We start from the raw sequence: 22,528 nt of genomic DNA on the forward strand, positions 1-22,528 counted from the left end.
CTTTTTCTTTTACTTTAATGATTCACGTTTGATAACGATGAAATAGTTCTTCCAATAACGCTGATTCATCCTCTACGGAAGAGATTCCTTCATGGGGACGAGTCAGACGTTCCGATAAGGTCATCGCCGGATAAGCTTGCCAGTTCGTCACTTCTACTTCTTCGAGATAGATTAAAATCGACGACATCGTGGCAGGTTGCTGATGTTGTCGCAGCCAATTTTCATATCGCTTATCTGATTTCCCTTCTTTTAGCAGAGTTTTCCCGTTCTCAAGAATTGCCCACTTTGGTTTTGCGTCGATTTGAAATAATTCAAGATGTTTAAACTGATCCACCGTTCGGCTCGTCACTGGAATCACTTGATTGATTTCAACTAGACGCTTCAGGCGCAGATGCGCCCGCATCGTCATGAACTGTTTGTTTCCATCCAATCGCTCGACGAGCAATGTCGGTTTGTTCATCTTCCGCATCGTTGCTTCATCGAACAAAATGCTATTGTCAATATCAAGTAACAACATTAATTGTAAATCTCCTTTTTTCGTCTCGGTGATACGAATGCATATGATAAGCTGAGGACGAAGGCCGCGAATAAAAATCCTCCGAGGACATCAGAAAAATAATGAACGTTCAAAATAATCCGTGAAGATCCCATTGCGAGAAACATCAACGTACAAATCGTGCTGACGACAATCCGCCCCGTCCGACTTAAAAAGCGCCAAGCAAGTACGATGAATCCTCCATAAACGGCAAATGCCATCGATGAATGTCCACTTGGAAAGCTATATCCTACGCCCCCTACCAAGTCATTTAATGATGGACGTTCTCTGACGAAAATCAATTTAACGACTTGATTTAACGCCCCGACGGAGAGACAAGCAATGAAATACCAAATGCTACCGACTTTATCACGCCAAATCAGGTAACTGACGATTGCAAGAATGCTCGTAATCGTCACAGCTCCGACACCTGATCCAATCCGCGTGAACCACGAGACATAGCTACCTGGAACACGTTCTGCCATTTCATTCGATAATTGGGCATCAAACAAAAAATAACCCGTCAGGCGAATCGATAACGCAATCGTTAAAAACAATACGAGTACGATTCCTGAGACGATTAACGCCCGATGATTGGTTTTCATTAGTACGTTCCCTTTCGTTGTTCAAGTTCTTCCGCTGAATAGTCTTCTTTATCACGTAAACGGTGTGCAAGGCGTCCGGATGCGTTCGCTGCAATCGCCGCGACGATGTCATCCATGAACGTATTGACACGTCCATCATCGACTTTCGTATCGAGCTCCTTGATAATACCGATTTTGGCTTTATCTAAGTAACCGAACGTCGTGACCGCGATTGAACCATACGTATTGACCGCACCAATCGCAATCGTTTCATCGACGCCAAACAATCCTTCATCACTTCGAATGATGGATAATAATGGTTCAGACAACAGACCCTTTTCCGCAAGAATATCAAGTTCTGCCCCAACTAAAATCGCATGTTGGAGTTCCCGTTTTTCGAGTACACGTTCGACTGAGCTGAGACATGTCTCGAGTGTCAACTCCTCCGTATAAGGTGCCTGCATCTGATACACGATTTCAGAAATGGCATGAATCGTTACTCCACGTTCGTGAAGCTTTTCAATCGCTGCTTGTTTGACCTCTTTTGAATGTGCTTTTTCTTTCATGACTAAATCCACCTCTCTGACAAAGTTCTTCACAAGTATACACAGATTCCCTGACTCTTCTCAAACATCTTTGACATAGCGCCCATAATCCGTCATGATTATTTTGTAAAGCGTTATCATTTTAGGGGAAAGTAGGGGATTTTCGATGAACATCGGGGTAGTTCTGTTTCCATCGAAGCGCATACAAGATTTCGCGAATTCGTATCGAAAACGATATGATTCAAAGTATGCTTTAATCACGCCACATATTACGATGCGTGAACGCGTAAGTGTTGATGAAAGTGAGTTAGAATCGATTGTTTCTGAATTAAACAAAGTGGCTGAACAAACGAAACCACTCGCACTACATCTTCAAGGGGCACGCTCTTTCCATCCGACAAACAATGTCTTGTTCTTAAAAGTCATGCCGACGGACGAAATGGAGCAGTTGCATCGTGCTCTACATTCAAATGGACTCGAACATACACCCAAGTACGACTTTTTGCCACATATTACGATTGGCCAAGATCTTTCTGATGTCGAACTGTTCGACGTTCTAGAACGACTAAAGATGGAAGATATTCGCTTTCAAGAAGACGTCACGAAAATGGCACTTCTCTATGAATTAGAAAATGGTGCCTGGAGCGTTTATGAAACATTCCGCTTCAAACAACACTAACATTAAACTTCCCGGTCGAACTTACGGCCGGGAAGTTTTAATTCCGGTAAAACTCCATATGCATTCGCTTGTTCTTCTAATTCATAATCATGTGACTGAATCCGCTCAATCGGATTGATTCGGGCAATCGGTTCTGTTTTTCGTTCCGGTTCAACACGAACCTGCCGATTGACGTATTGAACGACTGTAAAATCGACTTGATACATATCTCTTCCCTCCTATTTCTGTAGCCGTTATTTTCCTCATCTACTTTTCTTATTCCCAAAATAGCTTTTTAGAAAACAAAAAAACCAGGGTTGCCCCCGGTTTAGAACTACAGCAAATAGGTTGAGCACTTAAAGAATGTGGAAACCACTGTCGACGTGGAGAATTTCACCTGTCACGCCACTCGACATTTGTGACAACAGGAACAAGCCACTTTGACCGATTTGTTCCGTCGAAACGTTTCGGTGCAGTGGTGCGCGCTCTTCGATGCTGTCGAGAATCGAGTTGAAGTCGCCGACACCTTTTGCTGATACCGTACGCACTGGACCAGCTGAGATTGCATTGACACGAACACCTTGTTTTCCGTATTCAGCCGCAAGGTAACGAACGCTAGCGTCGAGCGCAGCTTTCGCGACACCCATGACGTTATAGTTCGGGACCATCTTCTCACCACCGAGATATGTCAACGTGATGACTGAAGCATCTTCTGTGAAAAAGTCTTTCGCTGCTTTGACGACTGCCGTTAAGCTGAATGCAGAAATATCGAGCGCTTGCGCGAACTGTTCACGCGTTACGCCTGAAAACTCGCCGCGTAATGCTTCTTTATCGGCAAAGGCGATCGAATGGGCAATCCCCGAAATCTGTCCGTGATCCGCATGGATGCTTTGGAACACTTGCTCGATTTCTTTATCACTCGTTACGTCACATGTATAGTAAGTAGCTGGTCGCGATAATTCTTTCCCTAACTTTTCGAGTGGTGCTTTAAATCGTTCGCCTACATACGTAAACGCGAGGCTTGCACCTGCCGCGTCAAGCGCTCGGGCAATTCCCCATGCGATCGAGCGTTGATTGATGACACCCATTACGACATACGTCTTTCCCTCAAGTGAAGGATAAATATTCATTTGAACTCCCCCTAAAATTAGTACCTGGTAATAACACCTATATCTAGGTTACAAAAACGTAACGCTTCTGTCAACCACCCCTCTTGATATTGCGATTTTGATAAATTACGTTAATATAGAAAGAGATAGAAAGTAGGGATGAAATGAACCGTTTTAAATCATTTACACAACGATATGATAACACGTTACTTTTTTTACTCGGTTGCCTGATGATCATCAGTATCATCGCAATCTATACGGCGCAACCTTTTTTGCAAGGCGCGATTAGTGAAATCAATTTCATGGCGAAACAGATTCAGTGGTATATCATCGGATTTATCGCACTATCTGTCGTCATCTTCATTGATTATGAACAGTTAAAACGATTCCATTGGTACTTATATGGTGCCGGAATTATTTCTTTGATCGGTCTCGTCGTCTTACGCGGAACGCCACTCGTCGCGAACATTAAAGGGGCGTATGGCTGGTATCAGCTTCCGGTCATCGGAACGGTCCAACCGGCAGAGTTCATGAAGTTCTTTTTGATTGTCACATTAGCTGCCGTCATTTCGGAACATAATGCACGGTACGTCCAACATGAACGTGATTTTTTACTTCTGCTCAAAATGGTTGTTGTAACATTACTTCCACTCGCTTTAATCATCATCCAACCCGATTTAGGAATCGGCTTAATTTTATGTGTTATTCTTGCCTGTGCGATGCTCTTATCCGGCCTCAACTGGAAGTGGCTCCTGAGCATGGTGATTTTATTTACAATTTCAATCGTCGGTTTCTTTTATCTCTTTTATTTCCAGAATGATTTACTTGCGACCTTCTTCCCAGGACACGCGATGAACCGAATCATGGCGTGGTTACAACCATTTGAGTATGCCGACGATTTATCTTATCAATTGGTCCAATCGATTAATGCGATCGGCTCCGGGCAAATGTTTGGTGTCGGCTATGGAAAACTCCAGGTTTCCGTCCCGGAATTGCATACTGATTTCATTTTCACTGCGATTTCTGCCCATTACGGATTTATTGGGGCTGCCGTCGTCTTAGTCATCCTGTTTTTGTTCATCTACCGCCTGATTCAAATCGCACTTGAAACAGCCGATCCGTTCGGAACCTATATCGTGACAGGTTACGTCGCAATGTTTACGTTCCAAATCTTTCAAAACATCGGGATGACGATGGGTGTTTTACCGATCACCGGCCTCCCGCTCCCCTTCATCAGCTATGGAGGTTCGACGATGATCGTCAACTTAGTAGGTCTTGGCCTTATTATGGCGATCGCTTCCCAATCACGTGTCTCGATGTTTGATGAAGATTAAAAAAAGAGTTGATTCCCTTTTGCAGGAATCAACTCTTTTTTATTGTTCTAAGAACAAATCACTCGGTAACGGTGCTTCGAACATGACCATTTCTCCCGTCCCCGGGTGAGGAAACCGTGCGCTTGCACTATGAAGCGCTTGGCGTGGAATCAATGGCGTCCCGCGATACATCGTATCTCCGACTAACGGATGACCGAGTGCTGCGAGATGAACACGAATTTGGTGTGTCCGTCCCGTTTCCAGTTTAATTTCTAACTGCGAAATCGTTCGCATGAATGCTTCAACTGCCGTACTCTTCAAGATATGGGTAACCGCCCGTTGACCATCTTCACGGACCATCCGTTCCATGAACGAATGGTCCGTCTGACCAATCGGTAAATCGATTGTTTGTGGACCGAGTTCTCCTTCGATCAATGCAATATAACGCCGGTCGAGCAGTCCAATTTGTTGCATTTTACTCAATTGATGATGAGCTAGCGCATGTTTGGCAAAAATCACAAGCCCACTTGTATCCCGGTCCAATCGATTGACGATATGAATCGCATACGGAATCTGTCGTTGTTTATAGTAACCCAACACGAAATTCGCCAAAGAACGTTCCGGGTGAAGACGCGAGGGAATCGAGGCCATCCCCGGTGGTTTATTGACAATCAACAACCACTCGTCTTCAAACAAGATATCAAGCTCTCCTTGTGTCGCAATCATGTCTTCTGCTGGGTGCTCCTCAGGGAAAGAGACATGGATTTCGTCGTCGAGATCGACACTCTCGTTAACGTTAACATGTTGTCCGTTTCGCAAAATGTCACCATGATGCTTTATCGACACGAGCATTTTTCGGGAAATTCGGAGGCGCGTCGTACAAAAATGTCCGACACTCCAGCCGACCTGTTCATGTGTCACTGTTTCTTTCAATTCAAATACCATCATCACTTACCTCTTTTACTTAACTTCTTCCTTCTGCTAAAAATGATTCTCTGACCCGCTCCCAAAACGGGAAGGAACGAAAACGGGCAAATTTTACTTTCTTATCGGAGACACGACAGCGAATCGATTTTACGTTTTGATGAACAATAGAAGCATAATGATCGTAAGTCAATTGAAAATCAATCGGATTGACCGGTCGTATTTCGACATCATGGTGCTTCGGCAACAACATCGGGGAACCGATTGTTCGATATACACGATTGTTGATGGAAGCCATTTCAGTAATTTGAATCGCTTCGAGGGCCGGGTGGACAATTGCACCACCTAACGCCTTGTTGTAGGCTGTCGAACCGGATGGGGTCGAGATACACAACCCATCCCCACGAAACGTCTCAAAGTAGTCTCCACGTATCGACAAGTCACATACAAGTGTCTGATTAAAACTTTTAATCGTACATTCGTTTAGCGCCAACAACTTATTATGTGAACCGTCCGCATAATCAATCGACAGCTCAAGCAATGGGTATTCGACCGTCGCCAAATTTTCATCTGCGATATGACGAATCAACTCGTCCATTTCTTCCGGGCGCCAATCTGCATAAAAACCAAGATGTCCCGTATGAATCCCAACGAGTGTGATGTCTTCGACTTGACTCAAATAAGAATGAAATGCCTGGAGCATCGTTCCATCTCCACCAATTGAAATGATGATTTCCGGAGTCGCTGCATCAAGAACACTCCCCCGAGCAATCAACTCTTGTTCCAATTGATCGCGTAGCATTCGCGAGCGTTCATCATCTCGTGCTGTAATCGCAAAGCGCATGGTCATCCTCCTACTCGCTTACTGGATTATTAGTTTGTTTTCCGTCTCGTTCATGTAGGACGAGCTGTGCGTCTTGAATCTCTACTTTCAGTTGACTCATTTCCGCATCCAATAAAAAGGCGGCTTCCGCGGCACGTCGCAGTCGTTCGCGTGTCTCCTCCGGAATGTTTCCTTGGTATTTATAATTGAGTGAGTGCTCAATCGTCGCCCAAAAGTTCATCGCAAGTGTCCGAATCTGAATCTCAACGAGCGTCGGAATCTCACCTTCAATCGTTTGGACAGGATAGGCAATAATAATATGATAGGAACGATATCCGCTCTCTTTTTTTTGTGTGATATAATTTCGCTCTTCGACCACCTTAAAGTCTCCACGTGATCGTAACAGTTCTAGTACGTGGATGATGTCGTCGACAAATTGACACATAATGCGTAAGCCGGCGATGTCTTGCATCTCTTGTTCTAACGAACTGATCGCAATCGATTTCCGCTCCGCTTTTTGGATAATACTCTTCACAGGTTTTACCCGTCCCGTGACAAATTCAATCGGTGAATGTTCCCCACGTTGTTGAAATTGTTTTCGAATGGCCTTTAGCTTTACCTTCAGTTCATCAACCGCGATTTGATACGGTGCGAGAAATAAATCCCAATTTTCTTTTGTCATCGTTTTCGTCACCACTTTTAATCTAAATTGTTGGTTCAATTCGTTCCACTACTTCATTCATGTTATCATATTTTCAAGCATTCAACTAGAAAGGCGTGAACCGGAATGAGACAAGAAATGGAAATTGAATTTAAAAACTTGTTAACAGCAGATGAATACAAGCAACTGATGCAAGTTTACGGCAAACAAGACGAAACGATTTGGCAAGCAAATGATTATTTTGATACACCTACGTTTGAATTGCGTCAGCATGGCGCCGCTCTACGCATCCGTCAGAAAAAAGAAGGTCTCGTATTGACCTTAAAAGAACCGAAAGATGATGGTTTACTTGAAACACATGTTTCTCTATCGGAAGCAGAGGCAGAGGAATTATTCAAATATGGTCTGATTCAATCTGATGCGATGAATGAACAATTGAGTCGCTTCAACTTAACAGCATCGCTTGAACACTTAGGACGTTTGGAAACAACTCGTTTTGAAACAACATTGAAAGACGGATTGCTCGTACTGGATCAAAGTCACTATTTAGGCGTAACCGACTACGAACTAGAATTCGAAGTGCAAGCCTTCGAACAAGGTCAACTTGCTTTCACGCAACTGCTCGAGAAACATCAAATTCCACGTCGTGAAACGAAAAATAAAATTGTCCGTTTCATGGAGCGTAAAGCGGTTTCACGCTAATCGTGTACAAATGTACAAGCAAAACCTTTGCTCTTTCATTTTTTTCGTTGCTAAAATAGGGTAACGATAACAACAGAAGGGGGTGAACGGATGGAACACGATCAATGTAACGGTTCTTATTGTTCATTGGACGAACCATCAATTCAACAACCGACGAAACCCCTAGAAATTTATCATTTTCTAGATGTGACGCAAACAGATGGTTTACGGTTGATACCCGTTCTCAAGAAATTAGAGTTAGAGTATGGTCATCTCTTCCGACTCAGAACGATTGCGACAATTCCTTGTGCTCCATCACGCTCTGCGTGTGATATGTCGCCATTGTTGATTTTAAAAGCAATCGAACTACAAGGTAAGACATTCGGAATGCGCTTCATGAGACGTCTCCGGATGTTGCATAATGTAGAAGGCGAAAGTGCCTATACACGTTCTTCTTTAATCCGCTTAGCCGAAGCCTTAACTGAATTCGGTCTCGACTTGGAAGAATTTCATCGCGATGTTGAATCAAATACGATTCAGCTCATGCTCGAAAAAGAAACGCAGCTCGTGACAGAATGGGACGTACGCGTCCTCCCTACCCTCGCTTTCATTGGAGATGAAGAAGCCATTAAAGCTGAAGGTGCTTATGAATACCTCATTTATGTCTCCATTTTAAATGAGTTATTGGATCAACCTGTTGAGAAGCAACCAAAGCCACCGCTCGAACATTTCTTGAAACGGTATGAAACAGCAACAACTTCAGAAATCGCTTTTATTTACGATGTATCTGAAGCGCAAATTGAACATGAGTTGAAAAAACTTGCACTTCAACAAAAATGTGTCTCACTTTCTTATTGTGACGGTAAAGTATGGCGTCACCTTAAAGACTCAGCACATGCTTAAGTTAAAAGAAAAAGGTGTTTCCGCAATTGCGGAAACACCTTTTTTTGTCATTCACATGACCATTGGATGGGGGAAAAGAGAATCATCAGGGGAATGTGACCCTCTTCACATTCTTAGTATATAAGAGTCCCGGATTTTTTTCTATTACTTTGTGCAAAAATTCACAAAGTTGTCACTCTCCGAGTAATGCTTCGAATTCATCCAACACACGTTCAAATTGACGTAATGCTGCTTCTACTGGTGCTTTTGTCGTCATATCGACACCTGCTGCCTTTAAGACTTCAATCGGATAATCACTTGATCCTGCTTTAAGGAAATTATTAATGTAACGATCAACAGCAGGTTGTCCTTCTTCTAAAATTTGCGTCGTCAATGCGGCAGCGGCTGAAATACCTGTCGCATACTGGTAGACATAATAATTGTAGTAGAAGTGAGGAATCCGTGCCCACTCAAGACCGATTTCTTCATCCAATACGATTCCGTCGCCAAAATATTTTTGGTTCAACGCATAATACGTTTTCGTCAGGAATTCTGGTGTCAACGATTGACCGAGTCGAGCCGCCTCGTGAATTTCATGTTCAAATTCTGCGAACATCGTCTGGCGGAACAACGTACCACGGAATGTTTCTAATTGATTGTTTAACAAATAAAGTTTCTCTTTTTTATCTGTAACACGTTTCAGTAAGAAATCATTTAACAAAGCCTCATTTGTCGTCGAAGCTACTTCCGCTACAAAAATCGAATAGTCACCATAAGCATATGGTTGTGATTGACGTGTATAGTAACTATGAACAGAATGTCCGAATTCATGTGCCAATGTAAAGAGGTTGTTGACGTTATCTTGCCAATTCATCAAGATAAACGGTTGTGTATCATATGCGCCAGAAGAATAGGCACCACTGCGCTTACCACGTGTCTCGCGAACATCGACCCATCGATCTGTCAAACCTTCTTCTAAGATATGCTTGTACTCATCTCCAAGTGGTGCCAATCCATCGACCATCAATTGTTTCGCTTCATCGTAAGAGACTTTCATTTCGACTTCGCTAACGAGCGGTGTATACATGTCATACATATGAAGCTCTTCTAATCCGAGTACACGTTTACGAAGTTCAACGTAACGATGTAACAATGGGAGATGTTCATGGACCGCTTCTACTAATCCATCATACACTTGCTCCGGAATGGCATTTCCATGTAATGCAGACTCACGCGCCGACTTGAACTGTCGCACTTCCGCATAAAAATTATCTTTTTTGACTGATCCTGCAAGTGTCGACGCGAGCGTGTTTGTATAGTTGCCGTATGTTTCGTACATCGCCTTGAACGCTGCCTCGCGGACTGAACGGTCTTTCGACTCCATGAATGTAATGAATCGACCATGTGTCAATTCCGCCTCTTGCCCGTCTTCCCCTTTGATTTTAGGGAATTTCAAGTCAGCATTATTCAACATACCGAACGTCGTTCCAGATTGCCCTAATACTTCCCCTGCTTTAGCAAGAATTGCTTCTTCAGCTTCAGTTAATACATGGTCGCGTTCTCGATTAAGTTCATCAAACGCATGACGATACATCGCAAGATCCGGATTGCGATCTAAAAATCCCGTAATCGTTTCAACTGGAATCGTCAACAGTTCTGGTGTCATGAAAGCTAGTGCAGCTCCAATCTGCGAAGCGAGCGTCTGCGCACGGTCATTCATCGCTTGATAGAAGCTATCAGCCGTATTTTCGTCATAACGCATATGCGCGTATGTATAAAGCTTATGCAGACGTCGTGAAATTTCATCACGTAACTGTAAACCTTCAAAAAGCGTTGTATCATCTTTTCCAAGTCGCCCTTTGTAATCAATCATCAAAGGTAACATCGCTTTGACAGATTCAAAATCCTCTTCCCATGCTTCATTCGTTTCATAAATTGATTCTAAGTTCCACGTTTCTTCTACCGTGACATCTTTTCGTGTCAATAGTTCTGCCATTTCAATCACTCCCTTACTTCATTTATACCTGTTTCTTTTTCGACAAACAACTGAATTGCTCCTGCTAAAACGGCGTCTTCTTTAAAACGGTTTACAGTTGTAGCAATACTAGATTGCTGACATATGCGTGCGACAGCTAGTAAATTCATCCAATCCTCTACCACACGTCGAAGCAGATTCGGCTCATGAGAAATCCGGCATGCGTCGAGGCAAGAGACTAACGCATGTTCAAGTCGGATTTTCGAGTAGTTTCCTTGTAACGATAAATAAAGTGTCATTTGAAGTTCAAAAGGATGAAGTGGAAAGGCGAGAAGTGTTTCGATGGGTAAAAAACAGTGTGCTGGAAGGTGTAAAACATGAAGACCTGCTTGATAAAGCGGATTTTTGAGTAGATGATTTGGCATCGTCGAGAAGAAAGGACGTAGTCGGTATTTCCGCACGAGTTGAATCCATTTTTCTGCAGAAAATTTCCGGGGAAATGCTTGGGGGGTAGGTCTAATAAATTGTGTGAAAGAAGTTTCTAGTCGTTGACAAATCACTAAGTGTTTCGTAAAAGGGACAGCAAAACCATAGCGGTTAATTTTTCCCTGTTCGATTAAGTCGAGATAACCATCCGTCAATAATGCTTGTTTCATCCACCCGTCTAACTTAATGATGCATCCGCCTGTTGGATGAAAGCCAATCCAGCGCACAGCATATGCTTTTTGTTGATCAATCGTTCGTCGTCGATTCCACTCCAACGCGGTCATCTTCGATCGTTGGATTTCTACCGCTATCCGGAGTGCAGGGATCCACAAGTCAAATCGACGTTGCCCTTGAACTTGTTCTAAAGCGACGTCATAACCTAAGCTACGAAAGTATTCCGCTAAAGTCGTTTTCCAACCTTGATGTGCACTCGACTCTCCCGTACATGCTGAGACATGAACAAAATGCGTTCGTTTTCGTCCCTGCCTGACCCGTAACCGGTTCAGGCAGTAAGGACAATACAACGTCATTTGCTTTAATTGTTCGACTTGTATGATATGGATATTGATTCGGCGACCTGTTTCATCAACGGCTTCAAACATGACAGCACCCCTTTAGAGTAAAGGTGAGAATAGACGTGAAACTGACTCAATCAAGCGTTGCGAAAAACTGCGCTGACTGAAGTAATGGCGATCAACTTGAGTCGAATGCGAAAAATCATCATAAAAATCCCGGGTCAGTTCGTGAACGGAATTTGTACCATACAAGAAGGCATTGACTTCAAAGTTCAGATGAAAACTTCTTAAATCCATATTCGCCGTTCCGATAGTTGCAATCGCATCATCGACGACAATGACTTTGGAATGCATGAATCCTTTATTGTATTCGTAGATTTTAACGCCTGCTTGGAGTAGATCGTCGAAATACGAGCGACTCGCATAAAAAACAACCTTATGATCCGGAAAACTCGGCAAGAGAATTCGAACATCGATTCCGGACATCGCTGCTGTTTTTAATGCTGTCATCAAGTCCTCGTCCGGAATCAAGTACGGTGAAGCAATGTAGACCGAACTTCGTGCTTCCGTAATCAATGCGAAGTAAAGCGACTTCATGGTCTCTTGCGGTTCGTCCGGTCCACTGGCGATGATTTGAACGCCCCCTGTTGCATCCGTGACCACTTCGAGCGGCTCCATGTAGAAAGGTGTGAACAGACGCTCTCCTGTCATGTAGTACCAATCCTGTAAAAATATCAATTGGAGCTCTGACACAGCCTCTCCACGAACGACAAGATGCGTATCTCGCCAAAATCCGAATGCTTTATCTTTCCCGATGTATTCATTTCCGACATTGATTCCGCCTGTAAATGCGACCGTTCCATCAATAACAACGATTTTACGGTGGTTTCGATAATTGGATTTGCTGGAGATGAAGGGAAGGACGACAGGGAAAAAGGCATGCACTTCAATGCCAGCCTGAATCATCTTTTTAAAGTAACTTTTGTCAGTAGAGAAACAACCGACTGCGTCATATAAGAAACGAACCTCGACCCCAGCCTTAGCACGTTCAATCAAAGCGGCTAGTAACTCGAGGGCTAACGCATCATCGCGGACAATATAGTACTCTAAGTGAATATGGTGCTCCGCTTGACGGATTTCAGCGAGCAAGAGCGGAAATTTCTCCTCTCCGTTAGTCAATATCTTCGTATGTGTATTATACGATATTGGAAGCCGGCTGATGGAATCGATAAGTTTGACAACCTTTGCATAATATCCATGTTTGAACACTCGATTGTGTATACCATGATCAAATTGGGTACGATATTTAATGTATGACTCTTCATCAAGCATCGCTTTTAAGCGAAACATTTTTTTACGGCGATAGTTCTGACCGAACGTGAAATAGACGAACACGCCTACGACGGGCAGCGCCATCATGACAAGCGCCCAGACTAAAGTCCGTTCGGGATTTCGATTTTCAAGTAAGATGATGATGAAGACACTTAAAACGATCAAGATGATGACGATTGATAACCAACCGACCATGTAGACACTCCAGTAGTAAGACAAAAACGCCAGTAAGCTACAGGTCAACAGTAACGTCATCAGCAGTTGAACACGTCGTAACATGAAATCCCCTCCTCTTTCTTTTTACTATTGTATCAAGTTTTTCGACTCTATTATCAGAAGGGAAGTATTCGAATGAAAACTTACATCGTAACGGGCGCGACTGGTGGAATCGGGGAAGCGACCACCCTCCAACTTGCAAAAGAAGGACATACCGTTCTTGCCTTAGGGAGAAATACCGAAAAAGGAACGGTACTCGAACAACATGGACAAGGCAACATTCATTTTTTCCAGGTCGATCTTGCTAAACCACCAGAGATTCAGCAGTTCTTCGATGACACCGCGACTGACTTTCCAACCATCGATGGCATTTTTAACAATGCCGGAACTTTTGGAAAACCTGTCGCACCTGAACGCGTAACAGATGCCCAACAAGAAGTATTCCAAGTCAATTATCATGCACCTGAACAAATCATTCAACTCGCTGTCAAACGATTGTCCAAAGGGGCTTCAATCGTCAACAATAGCGCAATCGTCGGACATGTCAAATTCCCGGCGATGCTCTTACCTTATGCGTCTTCAAAAAGTGCTCTTATCACCCTTACGAAAACTTACGCGGCCCGGTTTCATGGAAAGTATCGTTTTAATGCGATCTGCCCCGGCCCCGTCGATACAGCATTAAGCCATTCCTTATACGGTGGGAAAGACAAGTTTGACTTAGCAATGAAACATCACCTTCGCGGGAACGCAGCACAACCGGCTGAAATTGCAGAAGTCGTCTGTTTTTTATTGTCGGATAAAGCTAGTTATATCAATGGCCAATCATTAATCGTCGATGGTGGATATACATTGACGTGATGCTAACAAAAAAAAAGGACTGCTCCCTTTTTGTATAGGAGCAGTCCTTTTAACGTAACATTTGTATTTAGTTCGTAAAGTGCTTACGGACGACAGCAAAAACATCGTCGGCAATGATGGTTTTACCATACTCTGCGACCGGATGAATCGTTTGTTCGCTAAATTGCAAGTACTCGGCAATCAAACTCATCACGTTTTCTTGTTCTTCCACTTCCACTTCGTCTTTAAAATGGACGTGGAGCAAGTAGGCACCATCTTTTTGATAGAGCGCTGTTTTCAAATCTTTGAAGACCGGTGCTTCTGCATATTGGCTAAGAGCAATAACATGCTCAAAATCCGTCGTTTCAAATAATACGTCTTGGCTGAGTTCTGTTTCTTTATCTTCTGCCTCAGACATTGCTGAACGGAGTAATGAATCCAACTCTTCTTCGTCCACTTGTTCGCCATCAACTGTTGTCTTAGCGATTGTAACCGTCACTTCAAGACCTTTTTCAAATGCTTGAACTTGTATCCATAGTGGACCTTCGAAGGAGATGGACTCTTTTTCATTCGCTTCATCCATCATCTGCCAGAATAACTGTTCTCCACGCTCACGGTTATACCAAATCTCGTCTCGGGCAAAGCCGCGGCGTTCGATATCCGTATACGTAATGAAGAACTTGACCGTGTTGTCATTGACGCGTTCGATTTTCAATATGTCCACTCCTTTCATCTCGCTCTTATCTAGTATACGAACGAGCACATAACATGGATTCAAAAAGAACCCCTTTTTAACCATATAGGGTATATTCCTTTGTTATCTTTATTTTAACCTTTTTTGACGGTAACAAAAAGCACACTGCTCACGGAAGCAGCGCGCTGGTTAAAATTTATTCGTTTACCAAGCGTTGCGCTTCCATCAATTGGAAAGTGCGAACTTTACGTGGTAAGAAACGGCGAATTTCATCCTCATTATATCCAACTTGGAGTCGTTTTTCGTCAATCAAAATCGGACGACGTAACAATCCAGGATATTCTTGAATTAAATCATAAAGATGTTGCAGCGACAAATTTTCAACCGAAACGTCTAATTTAGAAAAGACTTTTGAACGTGTCGAGATGATCTCATCTGTTCCATCTTCCGTCATACGAAGAATTTGTTTGATTTCATCAAGCGACAATGGTTCCGAAAAAATATTTCGTTCCACAAATGGGATTTCATGTTCTTCAAGCCACGCGCGCGCTTTACGACAAGAAGTACAGCTTGGTGAAGTATAGAGTGTTACCATTGAAAAACATCCTCCCCCTGATTTACATCATGTCTGAACTATAAAAAGGAACGTGTCCTTTTCGTAATTATTAATGATGATTCTATTACTTGACAGTTTACATTGAATTTCAAATAAAACCTAGCTATTTTTTAAGATGAAAGAACTTTTTCGTAAAAAAACTCGCTGGAGCCACAAGGTGGCTTCAGCAAGCTGGCGTGTGATCAAAAGGTTGAGAAATCGTTTCTTTTGCTTTCGGGAGTTTCATTTCTTTTAATTTCTTTTCGAAAATATCCCGCAAAAGTCGTTTTTTCAACTTTTTCTTCTTATCACGTTCTTTCATAACTCCGACACCTCACTCGGTCCGAAAAAAGAACAAGCAACCAACGAAAGCTGAATTATCATCTTCTACATTAATTAGTATACCACGTTTGCCTAAATTCTATTCCTACTTCGGTTAATTAAATGTGTGAGATTGTCGCGTTCATTTAAGCAGAGAGTTGCAATTACTTGCAAATTCACGTAGAGTATATAGAAATACTTACTCGTTGAAAGGAGCATTTCAGTTATGCCAGTTACTTTAGTTACAATCATCGAACACCCGATTGCCCAAAAATATTTAGAGCGTTCTGGGCTCAATCATGCGATTTCCGTTGCGGAACGGGCGTTGACACTCGCGACACAGCGTGGTCTTGATGCTGATTCGGCAACAAAAGCAGCACTGCTTCATGATATCGGCCATTATGAATGGTATACGGATGGAACATGGAATTATGATCTTTACCGTCAAAATGATATTCATGCGATTAAAGGAGCAGAACGTGCCCATAAATTATTAATTCGTTTAGGGGAAGAACCTGCACGTGCAAAAGAAATCTCGCTTGCCGTCCTCTTACACACGGATTCGTATCTCCCACCAGGTACAATCAACCGGACCCCACTCCAACAACTCGTCCACGATGCCGATACGTTAGAAGAGCAACCAGGTGGTTTGCATCATTATGAGAAAATCCCCTTTGATGAAGCCGTCAAACGTCTTGATGCATTAGATTCAGTTGTCCATCGCTTTAGCAACCTTCCACGAATCGCTTCCGAAAACTAAAAAAAAGGCATTCCTGAACGATTCAGGAATGCCTTTTTTATTAGACGAGTTGTGCTTGATACGCTTCAAGCTCAGCATCCGTCATCGAGACGTAATGTCCCGGCTCGATTTCACGAAGTGCAGGGATACTCGAATCTTCACTCGATTTACCAACGGCTCCGCCTGTCGGGCGATCATAGACAATCCGTTTACGTGTCCGTTCGTGCTCTGGATCCGGTAGCGGGATTGCAGATAAGAGCGATTTCGTATACGCATGAACTGGGTTCTCGTACAAACGATCCGCATCACATAACTCAACAAGGTGACCTTGATACATAACACCAATCCGGTCCGAAATATATTTAACCATCGAAAGATCGTGGGCGATGAATAAATACGTCAAACTGCGGTCACGTTGTAATTGTTTCATCAAGTTGACGACCTGTGCTTGGATAGAAACGTCAAGTGCTGAGATCGGCTCATCGGCAATGATGAAGTCCGGTTCTACTGCTAGTGCACGTGCAATCCCAATCCGTTGACGCTGACCACCAGAGAATTCGTGGGGGTAACGACTCGCGTGTTCCTTCGTCAAACCTACTGTTTCTAACAAGTCGTAGACACGGTTATCTCGCTCTTCTTTTGATTTCGCAAGTCCGTGGATATCAATTCCCTCTGCGATGATATCTCCAACTGTCATCCGTGGATTTAGAGATGCGTAAGGATCTTGGAAAATCATTTGCATCGCACGGTTAAACTTCAATTTTTCTTTACGTGATTTCTTCGCATGGACATTCTCACCTTTGAACAAGACTTCCCCGTCTGTCGCATCGTAAAGTCCGATAATCGAACGACCCGTCGTCGATTTGCCGCAACCTGACTCTCCAACAAGACCAAGTACTTCTCCTTCATAAATATCAAATGAAAGCCCGTCTACTGCTTTGACGACACGTCCTCGTCCAATATTGAAATGTTGCTTTAGATTTTTTACTTCAAGTAATTTATTACGGTTTTCCATTACTTAAGACCGCCTTTCAAAAGCGACTTCGCAAATGTACTATCTGGACGATATTTCAGTGCGAGGTCACGGATGGCTGCTGGTGGTTCTACGTAAGGAGCTTGTGGATGTAACAACCACGTTGCTGCTTCGTGTGTATCAGTGATTCGGAAGAACGGAGGTTCTTTCTCGAAATCAATTTTCATCGCATATTGATTACGTGGTGCGAATGCATCACCTGTAGGCGGATGAAGCAAGTTCGGTGGCGTACCTGGAATCGCCGGTAAGTCCTGCGAACGGTCATCTGAAGGGCGTGGCATCGATCCGAGAAGACCCCATGTGTACGGGTGGCGTGGTTCATAGAAAATCTCATCAACCGTACCTTTTTCAATCAATTTCCCAGCATACATAACAGCTACGCGGTCGGCCATGTTCGCCACGACACCGAGATCGTGCGTGATGAAGATGATTGCTGTACCTGTTTTTTGTTGAATGTCTTTTAAGAGCTCTAAAATCTGAGCTTGAATCGTAACGTCGAGTGCTGTCGTCGGCTCATCGGCAATCAAAACTTTCGGGTTACATGCTAATGCAATCGCGATAACGATCCGTTGACGCATCCCACCTGATAATTGGTGTGGATATTGTTTTAAACGTGCTTCCGGATTCGGAATCCCTACGAGCGTCAATAATTCGAGCGTCCGTTTTTTTGCGGCATCCCCTGTCAAGCCTTGGTGACGTTTCAAACCTTCTGCAATCTGTTTGTAAATTGTCATCGTCGGGTTGAGTGATGTCATCGGATCCTGGAAGATCATTGCGATGTCACGACCACGAACTTTTTGCATTTCCTTGTCCGACAACTTGACTAAGTCACGGTCTTCGAAAATAATCTCACCATTCGTGATCTCACCAGGAGGATTCGGAATCAGTCGCATGATTGCTTTTGATGTAACCGACTTTCCTGAACCAGATTCACCAACGATTGCAAGTGTTTCACCTTTTTTTAAATCAAACGATACGCCACGGACGGCTTGTACCGTCCCGGCATACGTATGGAAAGCGACGGTTAGGTCGCGTACAGATAAAATAGTTTCCATTGTGGATGAACTCCTCTCTAATTTCCGTTAGCGGCGTAGACGTGGATCAAACGCATCCCGTAATCCATCGGCCAACATGTTAAAGCTGATCATTAGGAGTACGATGACCGTCGATGGCACGACAAGCAAGTAAGGGAACGTCTTCAATTCTTTGTACCCTTCGTTGATCAATGTACCAAGGGACGGTTTCGGTGGAGCGAGACCAAGTCCAATGAAGCTAAGGAACGCTTCGAAGAAAATCGCACTAGGAATCGTGAACATAAGTGAGATGATAATAATTCCAAGAGTATTTGGAATCAAATGCTTAAAGATTAAACGTGAGCTAGAAGCCCCAAGCGTACGTGCTGCGAGTACAAATTCCTGATTCTTAAGTTTCAGGATTTGTCCTCGAACGAGTCGACTCATCCCAATCCATCCGGTGATGGTCATCGCCAAGATGATCGTCGTGATCCCCGGTTCAAGAATCAAGATGAACAGAATGATTAAGATTAAGTTCGGAATCCCGGTCAGGATTTCCGTAATACGTTGCATGATGTTATCAACACGACCGCCATAGTAAGCAGAAAGTCCACCATATGTGACACCGATGATGACATCGATGATTGCAGCCATGACACCAATAAAGAGTGAAACGCGTGTACCTTCCCAGACACGTGACCAAGAGTCACGTCCGAGATGATCCGTTCCGAACCAGTAGTTTTCTGTTACTTGTTTTTGCTCGTAAAAATCAATTTCTTTATCACCTAATGTTGCCATACCATCAAATCCGGCCCACTCAAGCCCTGTTACTTTTGGTGGTAGCTTCGCTTGCGTGATCGTTTGCGTGTAAGCATCGCGCCCTGAAATCATCGGTCCGAAGATTGAAAGTAACGCAATGATAAGAATGATGATGAGCGAAAGAATCGCTGCTTTATTTCGAATAAGACGCGTCCAGGCATCTTGCCAGAAGTTTAAACTTTTTCCGGCGATACGCTCTCCGGCTTGTTCGTTGAACTCAACCGTTTGAAACAGTGACGAATCGAATTGTTCCGTTTTTGCATTTGAATTTTGCTCTGCCATTATTCATTACCCCCCAAACGAATCCGTGGATCAACGACACCGTACAGTAAGTCGACGATCAAAATCATAAGGATGAAGACCGCTGAGAAGAACAGTGTTGTTCCCATGATGACTGTATAGTCATTTAGCGTGATTGATGATACGAACAACTCACCAAGACCTGGTACAGCAAAGATTCTTTCAATGACGAGTGTTCCTGTGATTAAGGCAGCAGTCATCGGTCCAAGAATCGTAATTGCTGGAATCAAGGCATTACGCACCATGTGTTTCCACGTGATCGATTGTCCATCTAGTCCTTTTGCCTTAGCAAGCGTGACATAATCCTGTCCTGTTACCTCGAGCATCTCCGTTCGAACAAAACGAGCGATAGAGGCGGTAACTCCTAAGGACAAGGAAATTGTAGGCAAAATCGTATGTGCTGGGCTTTCCCAGAAGGCGACCGGCAAAATGCCCCATTTCACTCCTACGTAGTATTGAAGAAGCGAAGCAAATACGAACGACGGTATTGAAATACCGAGTACTGATGCAAACATCGCACCGTAATCAATCGCTGTGTTATGACGTAGTGCCGCAACGACACCAAGTAAAAGACCTGCAAAGACACCGAGTATAAGTGCTTGTGCTCCTAATTGAGCTGACGGTCCGATCCGTTCCATGATTAAATCTGTAACAGGACGGCTATCATATTTAAATGATACTCCTAAGTCCCCTTGGAACAAGTTAACCATGTACGCTGCGTAGCGTTGTGGAAGTGGATCATTCAAGTTGTACTTATCCCGAAGGATATTCAATTGCTCAGGAGAAAGCTTTTCCTGGTTTTGGAACGGTGAACCTGGTAACAGATCCATCAAGAAGAACGTGAATGAAGCGATGAGTAAAAACGTCAGTACGCCGTAAGTAAGGCGTTGAGCTAAATAACGGCCCATAGATGGCACCCCCTATAAAGATTTTTCTGTTTTTTTCGAAAACATCAATAAAACCAGTATGACGTAAAATTGTCGGAACATTCAAGAATTTTGTTGTAAAATTTTAAATTCTTTTTTGTGCCAACCTGATATGATGCCCCCCATGATCACTGCTTTTTCACAGTTAACCAATATTTCAGAATTTTTCGTTTGATTCCATTATACTTTGCTAACAAAGTAATTAGAACATCTTTTTTACAAATAGTTCACATTTCGTTTAGAAATGATTACACATTCAGAAAAAGTAGTATAAAACAGGAGCGTTCCCTGAACCTAATTCGGGACGCTCCAGTTTTTTTACTTCATATCAACATATTTGTATTGGAAATCCGCACCAAACAATTGGCGTTTGAAGTTTTCAACTGTCGGACGGCTCAAGTAAGCTGCACCTGCTTGATACAATGGTGCAATTGCTTGATCTTTCTCGATCAATTGGGCTTCCGCTTGCTTGAACAAGTCGAGACGTTTCGTAACATCTGCTTCTTCATTGGCAGCATTCAACAACTTATCATATGCTGATGAGTCGTAATTAACATCGTTTTGACTATTTGTTGATTCAAAGATCGACAAATTCGACATTGGATCTTGGTAATCAGGACCCCAAAGTGAATACGACATTTGGTAGTCACCTTTAGACTCTAAATCGAGTTTGTTCTTGAATGGCTGTTGTTTGATTGAAACTGTCACGTTCGGCAAGTTTCTTTCAATTTGACCTTTCATGTACTCACTTGTCTTTTTAGAGTCTTCGCTGTCGAACGATAATAGTTCAATCGTTGTTTTCTTATCGCCATTTGCTTTTTTCCAAAGATCAGCTGCTTCGTTCCCATCACGATCGAACCAGTTAATGTCACTCGTATAGTCTTTTCCAGCTTCATCTTTAATGAAGTCTTTTGGAATGAAGCTTGTTGTTGGAATCGAACCATTCGCAAGTAACGTTTCTGTGATGCCTTTAGGATCAATTGCGCGAGCAATCGCTTTGCGGGCATTGACATCTTTCATCGTCGCATCTTCGTTATTGAACTTCAAATAAGCGATCGTAGAACGTAATGCCGTATTGAATTCAGGTTTCGATTCATAAACAGCAACTTGTTCAGATGTTAAGCCAGCATAATCAATGTCATTCGATTCATACAGGTTAGTAACCGTTGACGAATCTTTAACGACACGAATCGTTACTTCGTCAAGACTGACGGCATCTTTATCCCAGTAGTTTTCATTCTTCGTCAAGACACGTTTTGAATCTGTTTTCCAAGATGTCCAAACGAATGGTCCGTTGTATAACAATTTATCCGGTTGAAGTGAAAAGTCTTTTTCGTTCTTTTTATAAAAATCTTCACTAATCGGTGTATATGTTCCAAATGACGTCAGTGACAAGAAGTACGGCGATGGACGCTCAAGTGTTACTTCAAGCGTTTTATCATCAAGTGCTTTGACTCCTAATTCATCAACTGGTTTTTTCCCTTGTGAGACAGCTGTACCATTTTTGACGGTATCAAAGATATAGGCATATCCTGAACCTGTTTCTGGATCAACTGCACGTTTCCAAGCAAATTCAAAATCTTGTGCTTTGACTGGAGAACCATCAGACCATTTCGATTCACGAAGTGTAAACGTGTACGTGAGGTTATCACTCGAGATATCTGTTTTTTCGGCTAGTGCAGGAATCGCCTTACCTTCTTTGTCTAACCGGTAGAGTCCTTCCATCGTGTTCCCAATCATATCAAATGCGACTGAATCCGTTGCTTTAGCCGGGTCGACCGTCGTAATATCGGACGTACTCGTTAAGCGCAAGTTTTTCTTGTCTGAAGAACCTGAATCTTTATCTCCGCTCGTCGAACATCCTGCAAGGACTACACTCCCTGCAAGCATGACTGATAACGCGAGACCGACAGTTTTTTTCTTCATCGGTGAGTCATCTCCTTTTCAATTTTCAAGTTGCCATAAACAGTTATGACATCAATAACGTTGGATCGAACCCACATGCATTCCCC

The 22,528-nt window shown here is 43.1% G+C and carries 25 protein-coding genes; 6 read left to right on the plus strand and 19 right to left on the minus strand.

Features of this window, described 5'->3' with window-relative positions; genetic code table 11:
• Nucleotides 1–22: 22 nt before the first annotated feature.
• The 3 genes from KNP88_RS02385 to KNP88_RS02395 are packed head-to-tail and all read right to left on the minus strand — an operon-like array spanning nucleotide 23 to nucleotide 1,685.
• Nucleotides 23–517 carry a hypothetical protein gene (locus tag KNP88_RS02385; protein ID WP_214892153.1) on the minus strand — a complete coding sequence of 165 codons (495 nt, stop codon included), beginning with the start codon at nucleotides 515–517 and terminating at the stop codon, nucleotides 23–25.
• Entirely contained in the window at nucleotides 517–1,140 is a 624-nt protein-coding gene (locus KNP88_RS02390) for a phosphatase PAP2 family protein (protein ID WP_088837483.1), read from the minus strand. The genes KNP88_RS02385 and KNP88_RS02390 overlap by 1 nt, the downstream gene beginning before the upstream one ends.
• Nucleotides 1,140–1,685: a phosphatidylglycerophosphatase A family protein gene (locus KNP88_RS02395; protein WP_088837484.1), complete on the minus strand. Its 546-nt coding sequence runs from the start codon at nucleotides 1,683–1,685 to the stop codon at nucleotides 1,140–1,142. Before KNP88_RS02395 ends, KNP88_RS02390 begins: the two co-directional genes overlap by 1 nt.
• Nucleotides 1,686–1,830: 145 nt before the next feature.
• Here KNP88_RS02395 and KNP88_RS02400 point away from each other — a divergent pair, with 145 nt between their 5' ends.
• Nucleotides 1,831–2,343, plus strand: a complete 513-nt coding sequence (locus KNP88_RS02400; protein ID WP_029330982.1) for a YjcG family protein — start codon at nucleotides 1,831–1,833, stop codon at nucleotides 2,341–2,343.
• A 2-nt stretch (nucleotides 2,344–2,345) separates the two neighbouring features.
• Here the strand turns inward: KNP88_RS02400 and KNP88_RS02405 are convergent, their stop codons facing one another.
• Nucleotides 2,346–2,549 carry a hypothetical protein gene (locus KNP88_RS02405; protein WP_214892155.1) on the minus strand — a complete coding sequence of 68 codons (204 nt, stop codon included), beginning with the start codon at nucleotides 2,547–2,549 and terminating at the stop codon, nucleotides 2,346–2,348.
• Nucleotides 2,550–2,678: 129 nt separating this feature from the next.
• On the minus strand, nucleotides 2,679–3,452 hold the full coding sequence (gene fabI, locus KNP88_RS02410) for an enoyl-ACP reductase FabI (protein ID WP_088837485.1): 774 nt from the start codon (nucleotides 3,450–3,452) through the stop codon (nucleotides 2,679–2,681).
• A gap of 143 nt (nucleotides 3,453–3,595) precedes the next feature.
• On the opposite strand from fabI, the gene KNP88_RS02415 reads away from it, so the two are divergent.
• Nucleotides 3,596–4,765 carry an FtsW/RodA/SpoVE family cell cycle protein gene (locus tag KNP88_RS02415; RefSeq protein WP_214768659.1) on the plus strand — a complete coding sequence of 390 codons (1,170 nt, stop codon included), beginning with the start codon at nucleotides 3,596–3,598 and terminating at the stop codon, nucleotides 4,763–4,765.
• Between the two features lie 39 nt (nucleotides 4,766–4,804).
• On the opposite strand, the gene KNP88_RS02420 is transcribed toward KNP88_RS02415, so the two are convergent.
• Genes KNP88_RS02420 through yjbM form a run of 3 tightly spaced genes read right to left on the minus strand, consistent with a single transcriptional unit; the run spans nucleotide 4,805 to nucleotide 7,173 of the window.
• Nucleotides 4,805–5,692, minus strand: a complete 888-nt coding sequence (locus KNP88_RS02420) for an RluA family pseudouridine synthase (protein WP_251137099.1) — start codon at nucleotides 5,690–5,692, stop codon at nucleotides 4,805–4,807.
• A 16-nt stretch (nucleotides 5,693–5,708) separates the two neighbouring features.
• Entirely contained in the window at nucleotides 5,709–6,512 is an 804-nt protein-coding gene (locus KNP88_RS02425) for an NAD kinase (protein ID WP_214892157.1), read from the minus strand.
• 10 nt (nucleotides 6,513–6,522) lie between these two features.
• Nucleotides 6,523–7,173, minus strand: coding sequence for a GTP diphosphokinase (gene yjbM / locus KNP88_RS02430; RefSeq protein WP_029330988.1), 651 nt, complete (start codon nucleotides 7,171–7,173; stop codon nucleotides 6,523–6,525).
• Between the two features lie 117 nt (nucleotides 7,174–7,290).
• On the opposite strand from yjbM, the gene KNP88_RS02435 reads away from it, so the two are divergent.
• Nucleotides 7,291–7,854, plus strand: a complete 564-nt coding sequence (locus tag KNP88_RS02435; RefSeq protein WP_251137100.1) for a CYTH domain-containing protein — start codon at nucleotides 7,291–7,293, stop codon at nucleotides 7,852–7,854.
• A 90-nt stretch (nucleotides 7,855–7,944) separates the two neighbouring features.
• Complete coding sequence (locus KNP88_RS02440; protein WP_088837489.1) at nucleotides 7,945–8,736, plus strand: DsbA family protein; 792 nt, start codon at nucleotides 7,945–7,947, stop codon at nucleotides 8,734–8,736.
• Between the two features lie 172 nt (nucleotides 8,737–8,908).
• On the opposite strand, the gene pepF is transcribed toward KNP88_RS02440, so the two are convergent.
• From pepF to cls, 3 genes are read right to left on the minus strand one after another with little or no spacing between them, the layout of a single operon-like run.
• Nucleotides 8,909–10,711 carry an oligoendopeptidase F gene (gene pepF, locus KNP88_RS02445; protein ID WP_214892161.1) on the minus strand — a complete coding sequence of 601 codons (1,803 nt, stop codon included), beginning with the start codon at nucleotides 10,709–10,711 and terminating at the stop codon, nucleotides 8,909–8,911.
• Between the two features lie 5 nt (nucleotides 10,712–10,716).
• Nucleotides 10,717–11,778 (minus strand): competence protein CoiA family protein, encoded by a 1,062-nt coding sequence (locus KNP88_RS02450; RefSeq protein ID WP_214892163.1) that lies wholly within the window; start codon nucleotides 11,776–11,778, stop codon nucleotides 10,717–10,719.
• A gap of 12 nt (nucleotides 11,779–11,790) precedes the next feature.
• Entirely contained in the window at nucleotides 11,791–13,302 is a 1,512-nt protein-coding gene (cls, locus tag KNP88_RS02455; RefSeq protein ID WP_214892165.1) for a cardiolipin synthase, read from the minus strand.
• A 72-nt stretch (nucleotides 13,303–13,374) separates the two neighbouring features.
• Between cls and KNP88_RS02460 the strand changes: the two genes are divergently transcribed.
• Nucleotides 13,375–14,097, plus strand: a complete 723-nt coding sequence (locus tag KNP88_RS02460) for an SDR family NAD(P)-dependent oxidoreductase (RefSeq protein ID WP_088837493.1) — start codon at nucleotides 13,375–13,377, stop codon at nucleotides 14,095–14,097.
• Nucleotides 14,098–14,164: 67 nt separating this feature from the next.
• Here the strand turns inward: KNP88_RS02460 and mecA are convergent, their stop codons facing one another.
• The 3 genes from mecA to KNP88_RS02475 form a co-directional block, all read right to left on the minus strand.
• Nucleotides 14,165–14,791, minus strand: a complete 627-nt coding sequence (gene mecA, locus KNP88_RS02465; RefSeq protein ID WP_088837494.1) for an adaptor protein MecA — start codon at nucleotides 14,789–14,791, stop codon at nucleotides 14,165–14,167.
• Nucleotides 14,792–14,966: 175 nt separating this feature from the next.
• Nucleotides 14,967–15,365 carry a transcriptional regulator SpxA gene (gene spxA, locus KNP88_RS02470; RefSeq protein WP_029330996.1) on the minus strand — a complete coding sequence of 133 codons (399 nt, stop codon included), beginning with the start codon at nucleotides 15,363–15,365 and terminating at the stop codon, nucleotides 14,967–14,969.
• 184 nt (nucleotides 15,366–15,549) lie between these two features.
• The gene (locus KNP88_RS02475; RefSeq protein ID WP_167331086.1) at nucleotides 15,550–15,687 is read right to left on the minus strand and encodes a hypothetical protein; all 138 of its coding nucleotides are present in this window, start codon (nucleotides 15,685–15,687) and stop codon (nucleotides 15,550–15,552) included.
• Nucleotides 15,688–15,912: 225 nt separating this feature from the next.
• Between KNP88_RS02475 and KNP88_RS02480 the strand changes: the two genes are divergently transcribed.
• Complete coding sequence (locus tag KNP88_RS02480) at nucleotides 15,913–16,446, plus strand: HD domain-containing protein (protein ID WP_029330997.1); 534 nt, start codon at nucleotides 15,913–15,915, stop codon at nucleotides 16,444–16,446.
• A gap of 40 nt (nucleotides 16,447–16,486) precedes the next feature.
• Here the strand turns inward: KNP88_RS02480 and KNP88_RS02485 are convergent, their stop codons facing one another.
• The 5 genes from KNP88_RS02485 to KNP88_RS02505 all read right to left on the minus strand — a co-directional run bounded on the left by KNP88_RS02485 (nucleotide 16,487) and on the right by KNP88_RS02505 (nucleotide 22,442).
• The gene (locus KNP88_RS02485) at nucleotides 16,487–17,440 is read right to left on the minus strand and encodes an ABC transporter ATP-binding protein (RefSeq protein WP_029330998.1); all 954 of its coding nucleotides are present in this window, start codon (nucleotides 17,438–17,440) and stop codon (nucleotides 16,487–16,489) included.
• The gene (locus tag KNP88_RS02490) at nucleotides 17,440–18,513 is read right to left on the minus strand and encodes an ABC transporter ATP-binding protein (RefSeq protein ID WP_159173523.1); all 1,074 of its coding nucleotides are present in this window, start codon (nucleotides 18,511–18,513) and stop codon (nucleotides 17,440–17,442) included. The genes KNP88_RS02485 and KNP88_RS02490 overlap by 1 nt, the downstream gene beginning before the upstream one ends.
• 27 nt (nucleotides 18,514–18,540) lie before the next feature.
• Nucleotides 18,541–19,572: an oligopeptide ABC transporter permease gene (opp3C, locus tag KNP88_RS02495; protein ID WP_088837496.1), complete on the minus strand. Its 1,032-nt coding sequence runs from the start codon at nucleotides 19,570–19,572 to the stop codon at nucleotides 18,541–18,543.
• The gene (gene opp3b, locus KNP88_RS02500) at nucleotides 19,572–20,498 is read right to left on the minus strand and encodes an oligopeptide ABC transporter permease (RefSeq protein WP_088837497.1); all 927 of its coding nucleotides are present in this window, start codon (nucleotides 20,496–20,498) and stop codon (nucleotides 19,572–19,574) included. The genes opp3C and opp3b overlap by 1 nt, the downstream gene beginning before the upstream one ends.
• A gap of 336 nt (nucleotides 20,499–20,834) precedes the next feature.
• Entirely contained in the window at nucleotides 20,835–22,442 is a 1,608-nt protein-coding gene (locus KNP88_RS02505; RefSeq protein WP_214892167.1) for a peptide ABC transporter substrate-binding protein, read from the minus strand.
• Nucleotides 22,443–22,528 lie beyond the last annotated feature (86 nt).

The organism is Exiguobacterium sp. H66 (assembly GCF_018618705.1).
GTDB classification, from domain to species: Bacteria; Bacillota; Bacilli; order Exiguobacteriales; family Exiguobacteriaceae; genus Exiguobacterium_A; species Exiguobacterium_A oxidotolerans.

Coding starts and splice junctions, on each gene's coding strand:
- KNP88_RS02385 (WP_214892153.1), bottom strand. CDS start 517: ATGTTGTTACTTGATATTGACAATAGCATTTTGTTCGATGAAGCAACG.
- KNP88_RS02400 (WP_029330982.1), top strand. CDS start 1,831: ATGAACATCGGGGTAGTTCTGTTTCCATCGAAGCGCATACAAGATTTC.
- KNP88_RS02415 (WP_214768659.1), top strand. CDS start 3,596: ATGAACCGTTTTAAATCATTTACACAACGATATGATAACACGTTACTT.
- opp3b (WP_088837497.1), bottom strand. CDS start 20,498: ATGGGCCGTTATTTAGCTCAACGCCTTACTTACGGCGTACTGACGTTT.
- KNP88_RS02425 (WP_214892157.1), bottom strand. CDS start 6,512: ATGCGCTTTGCGATTACAGCACGAGATGATGAACGCTCGCGAATGCTA.
- KNP88_RS02505 (WP_214892167.1), bottom strand. CDS start 22,442: ATGAAGAAAAAAACTGTCGGTCTCGCGTTATCAGTCATGCTTGCAGGG.
- KNP88_RS02440 (WP_088837489.1), top strand. CDS start 7,945: ATGGAACACGATCAATGTAACGGTTCTTATTGTTCATTGGACGAACCA.
- KNP88_RS02450 (WP_214892163.1), bottom strand. CDS start 11,778: ATGTTTGAAGCCGTTGATGAAACAGGTCGCCGAATCAATATCCATATC.
- KNP88_RS02485 (WP_029330998.1), bottom strand. CDS start 17,440: ATGGAAAACCGTAATAAATTACTTGAAGTAAAAAATCTAAAGCAACAT.
- KNP88_RS02490 (WP_159173523.1), bottom strand. CDS start 18,513: ATGGAAACTATTTTATCTGTACGCGACCTAACCGTCGCTTTCCATACG.
- KNP88_RS02435 (WP_251137100.1), top strand. CDS start 7,291: ATGGAAATTGAATTTAAAAACTTGTTAACAGCAGATGAATACAAGCAA.
- opp3C (WP_088837496.1), bottom strand. CDS start 19,572: ATGGCAGAGCAAAATTCAAATGCAAAAACGGAACAATTCGATTCGTCA.
- cls (WP_214892165.1), bottom strand. CDS start 13,302: ATGTTACGACGTGTTCAACTGCTGATGACGTTACTGTTGACCTGTAGC.
- KNP88_RS02475 (WP_167331086.1), bottom strand. CDS start 15,687: ATGAAAGAACGTGATAAGAAGAAAAAGTTGAAAAAACGACTTTTGCGG.
- KNP88_RS02460 (WP_088837493.1), top strand. CDS start 13,375: ATGAAAACTTACATCGTAACGGGCGCGACTGGTGGAATCGGGGAAGCG.
- KNP88_RS02395 (WP_088837484.1), bottom strand. CDS start 1,685: ATGAAAGAAAAAGCACATTCAAAAGAGGTCAAACAAGCAGCGATTGAA.
- spxA (WP_029330996.1), bottom strand. CDS start 15,365: ATGGTAACACTCTATACTTCACCAAGCTGTACTTCTTGTCGTAAAGCG.
- pepF (WP_214892161.1), bottom strand. CDS start 10,711: ATGGCAGAACTATTGACACGAAAAGATGTCACGGTAGAAGAAACGTGG.
- KNP88_RS02405 (WP_214892155.1), bottom strand. CDS start 2,549: ATGTATCAAGTCGATTTTACAGTCGTTCAATACGTCAATCGGCAGGTT.
- KNP88_RS02390 (WP_088837483.1), bottom strand. CDS start 1,140: ATGAAAACCAATCATCGGGCGTTAATCGTCTCAGGAATCGTACTCGTA.
- yjbM (WP_029330988.1), bottom strand. CDS start 7,173: ATGACAAAAGAAAATTGGGATTTATTTCTCGCACCGTATCAAATCGCG.
- fabI (WP_088837485.1), bottom strand. CDS start 3,452: ATGAATATTTATCCTTCACTTGAGGGAAAGACGTATGTCGTAATGGGT.
- KNP88_RS02480 (WP_029330997.1), top strand. CDS start 15,913: ATGCCAGTTACTTTAGTTACAATCATCGAACACCCGATTGCCCAAAAA.
- KNP88_RS02420 (WP_251137099.1), bottom strand. CDS start 5,692: ATGATGGTATTTGAATTGAAAGAAACAGTGACACATGAACAGGTCGGC.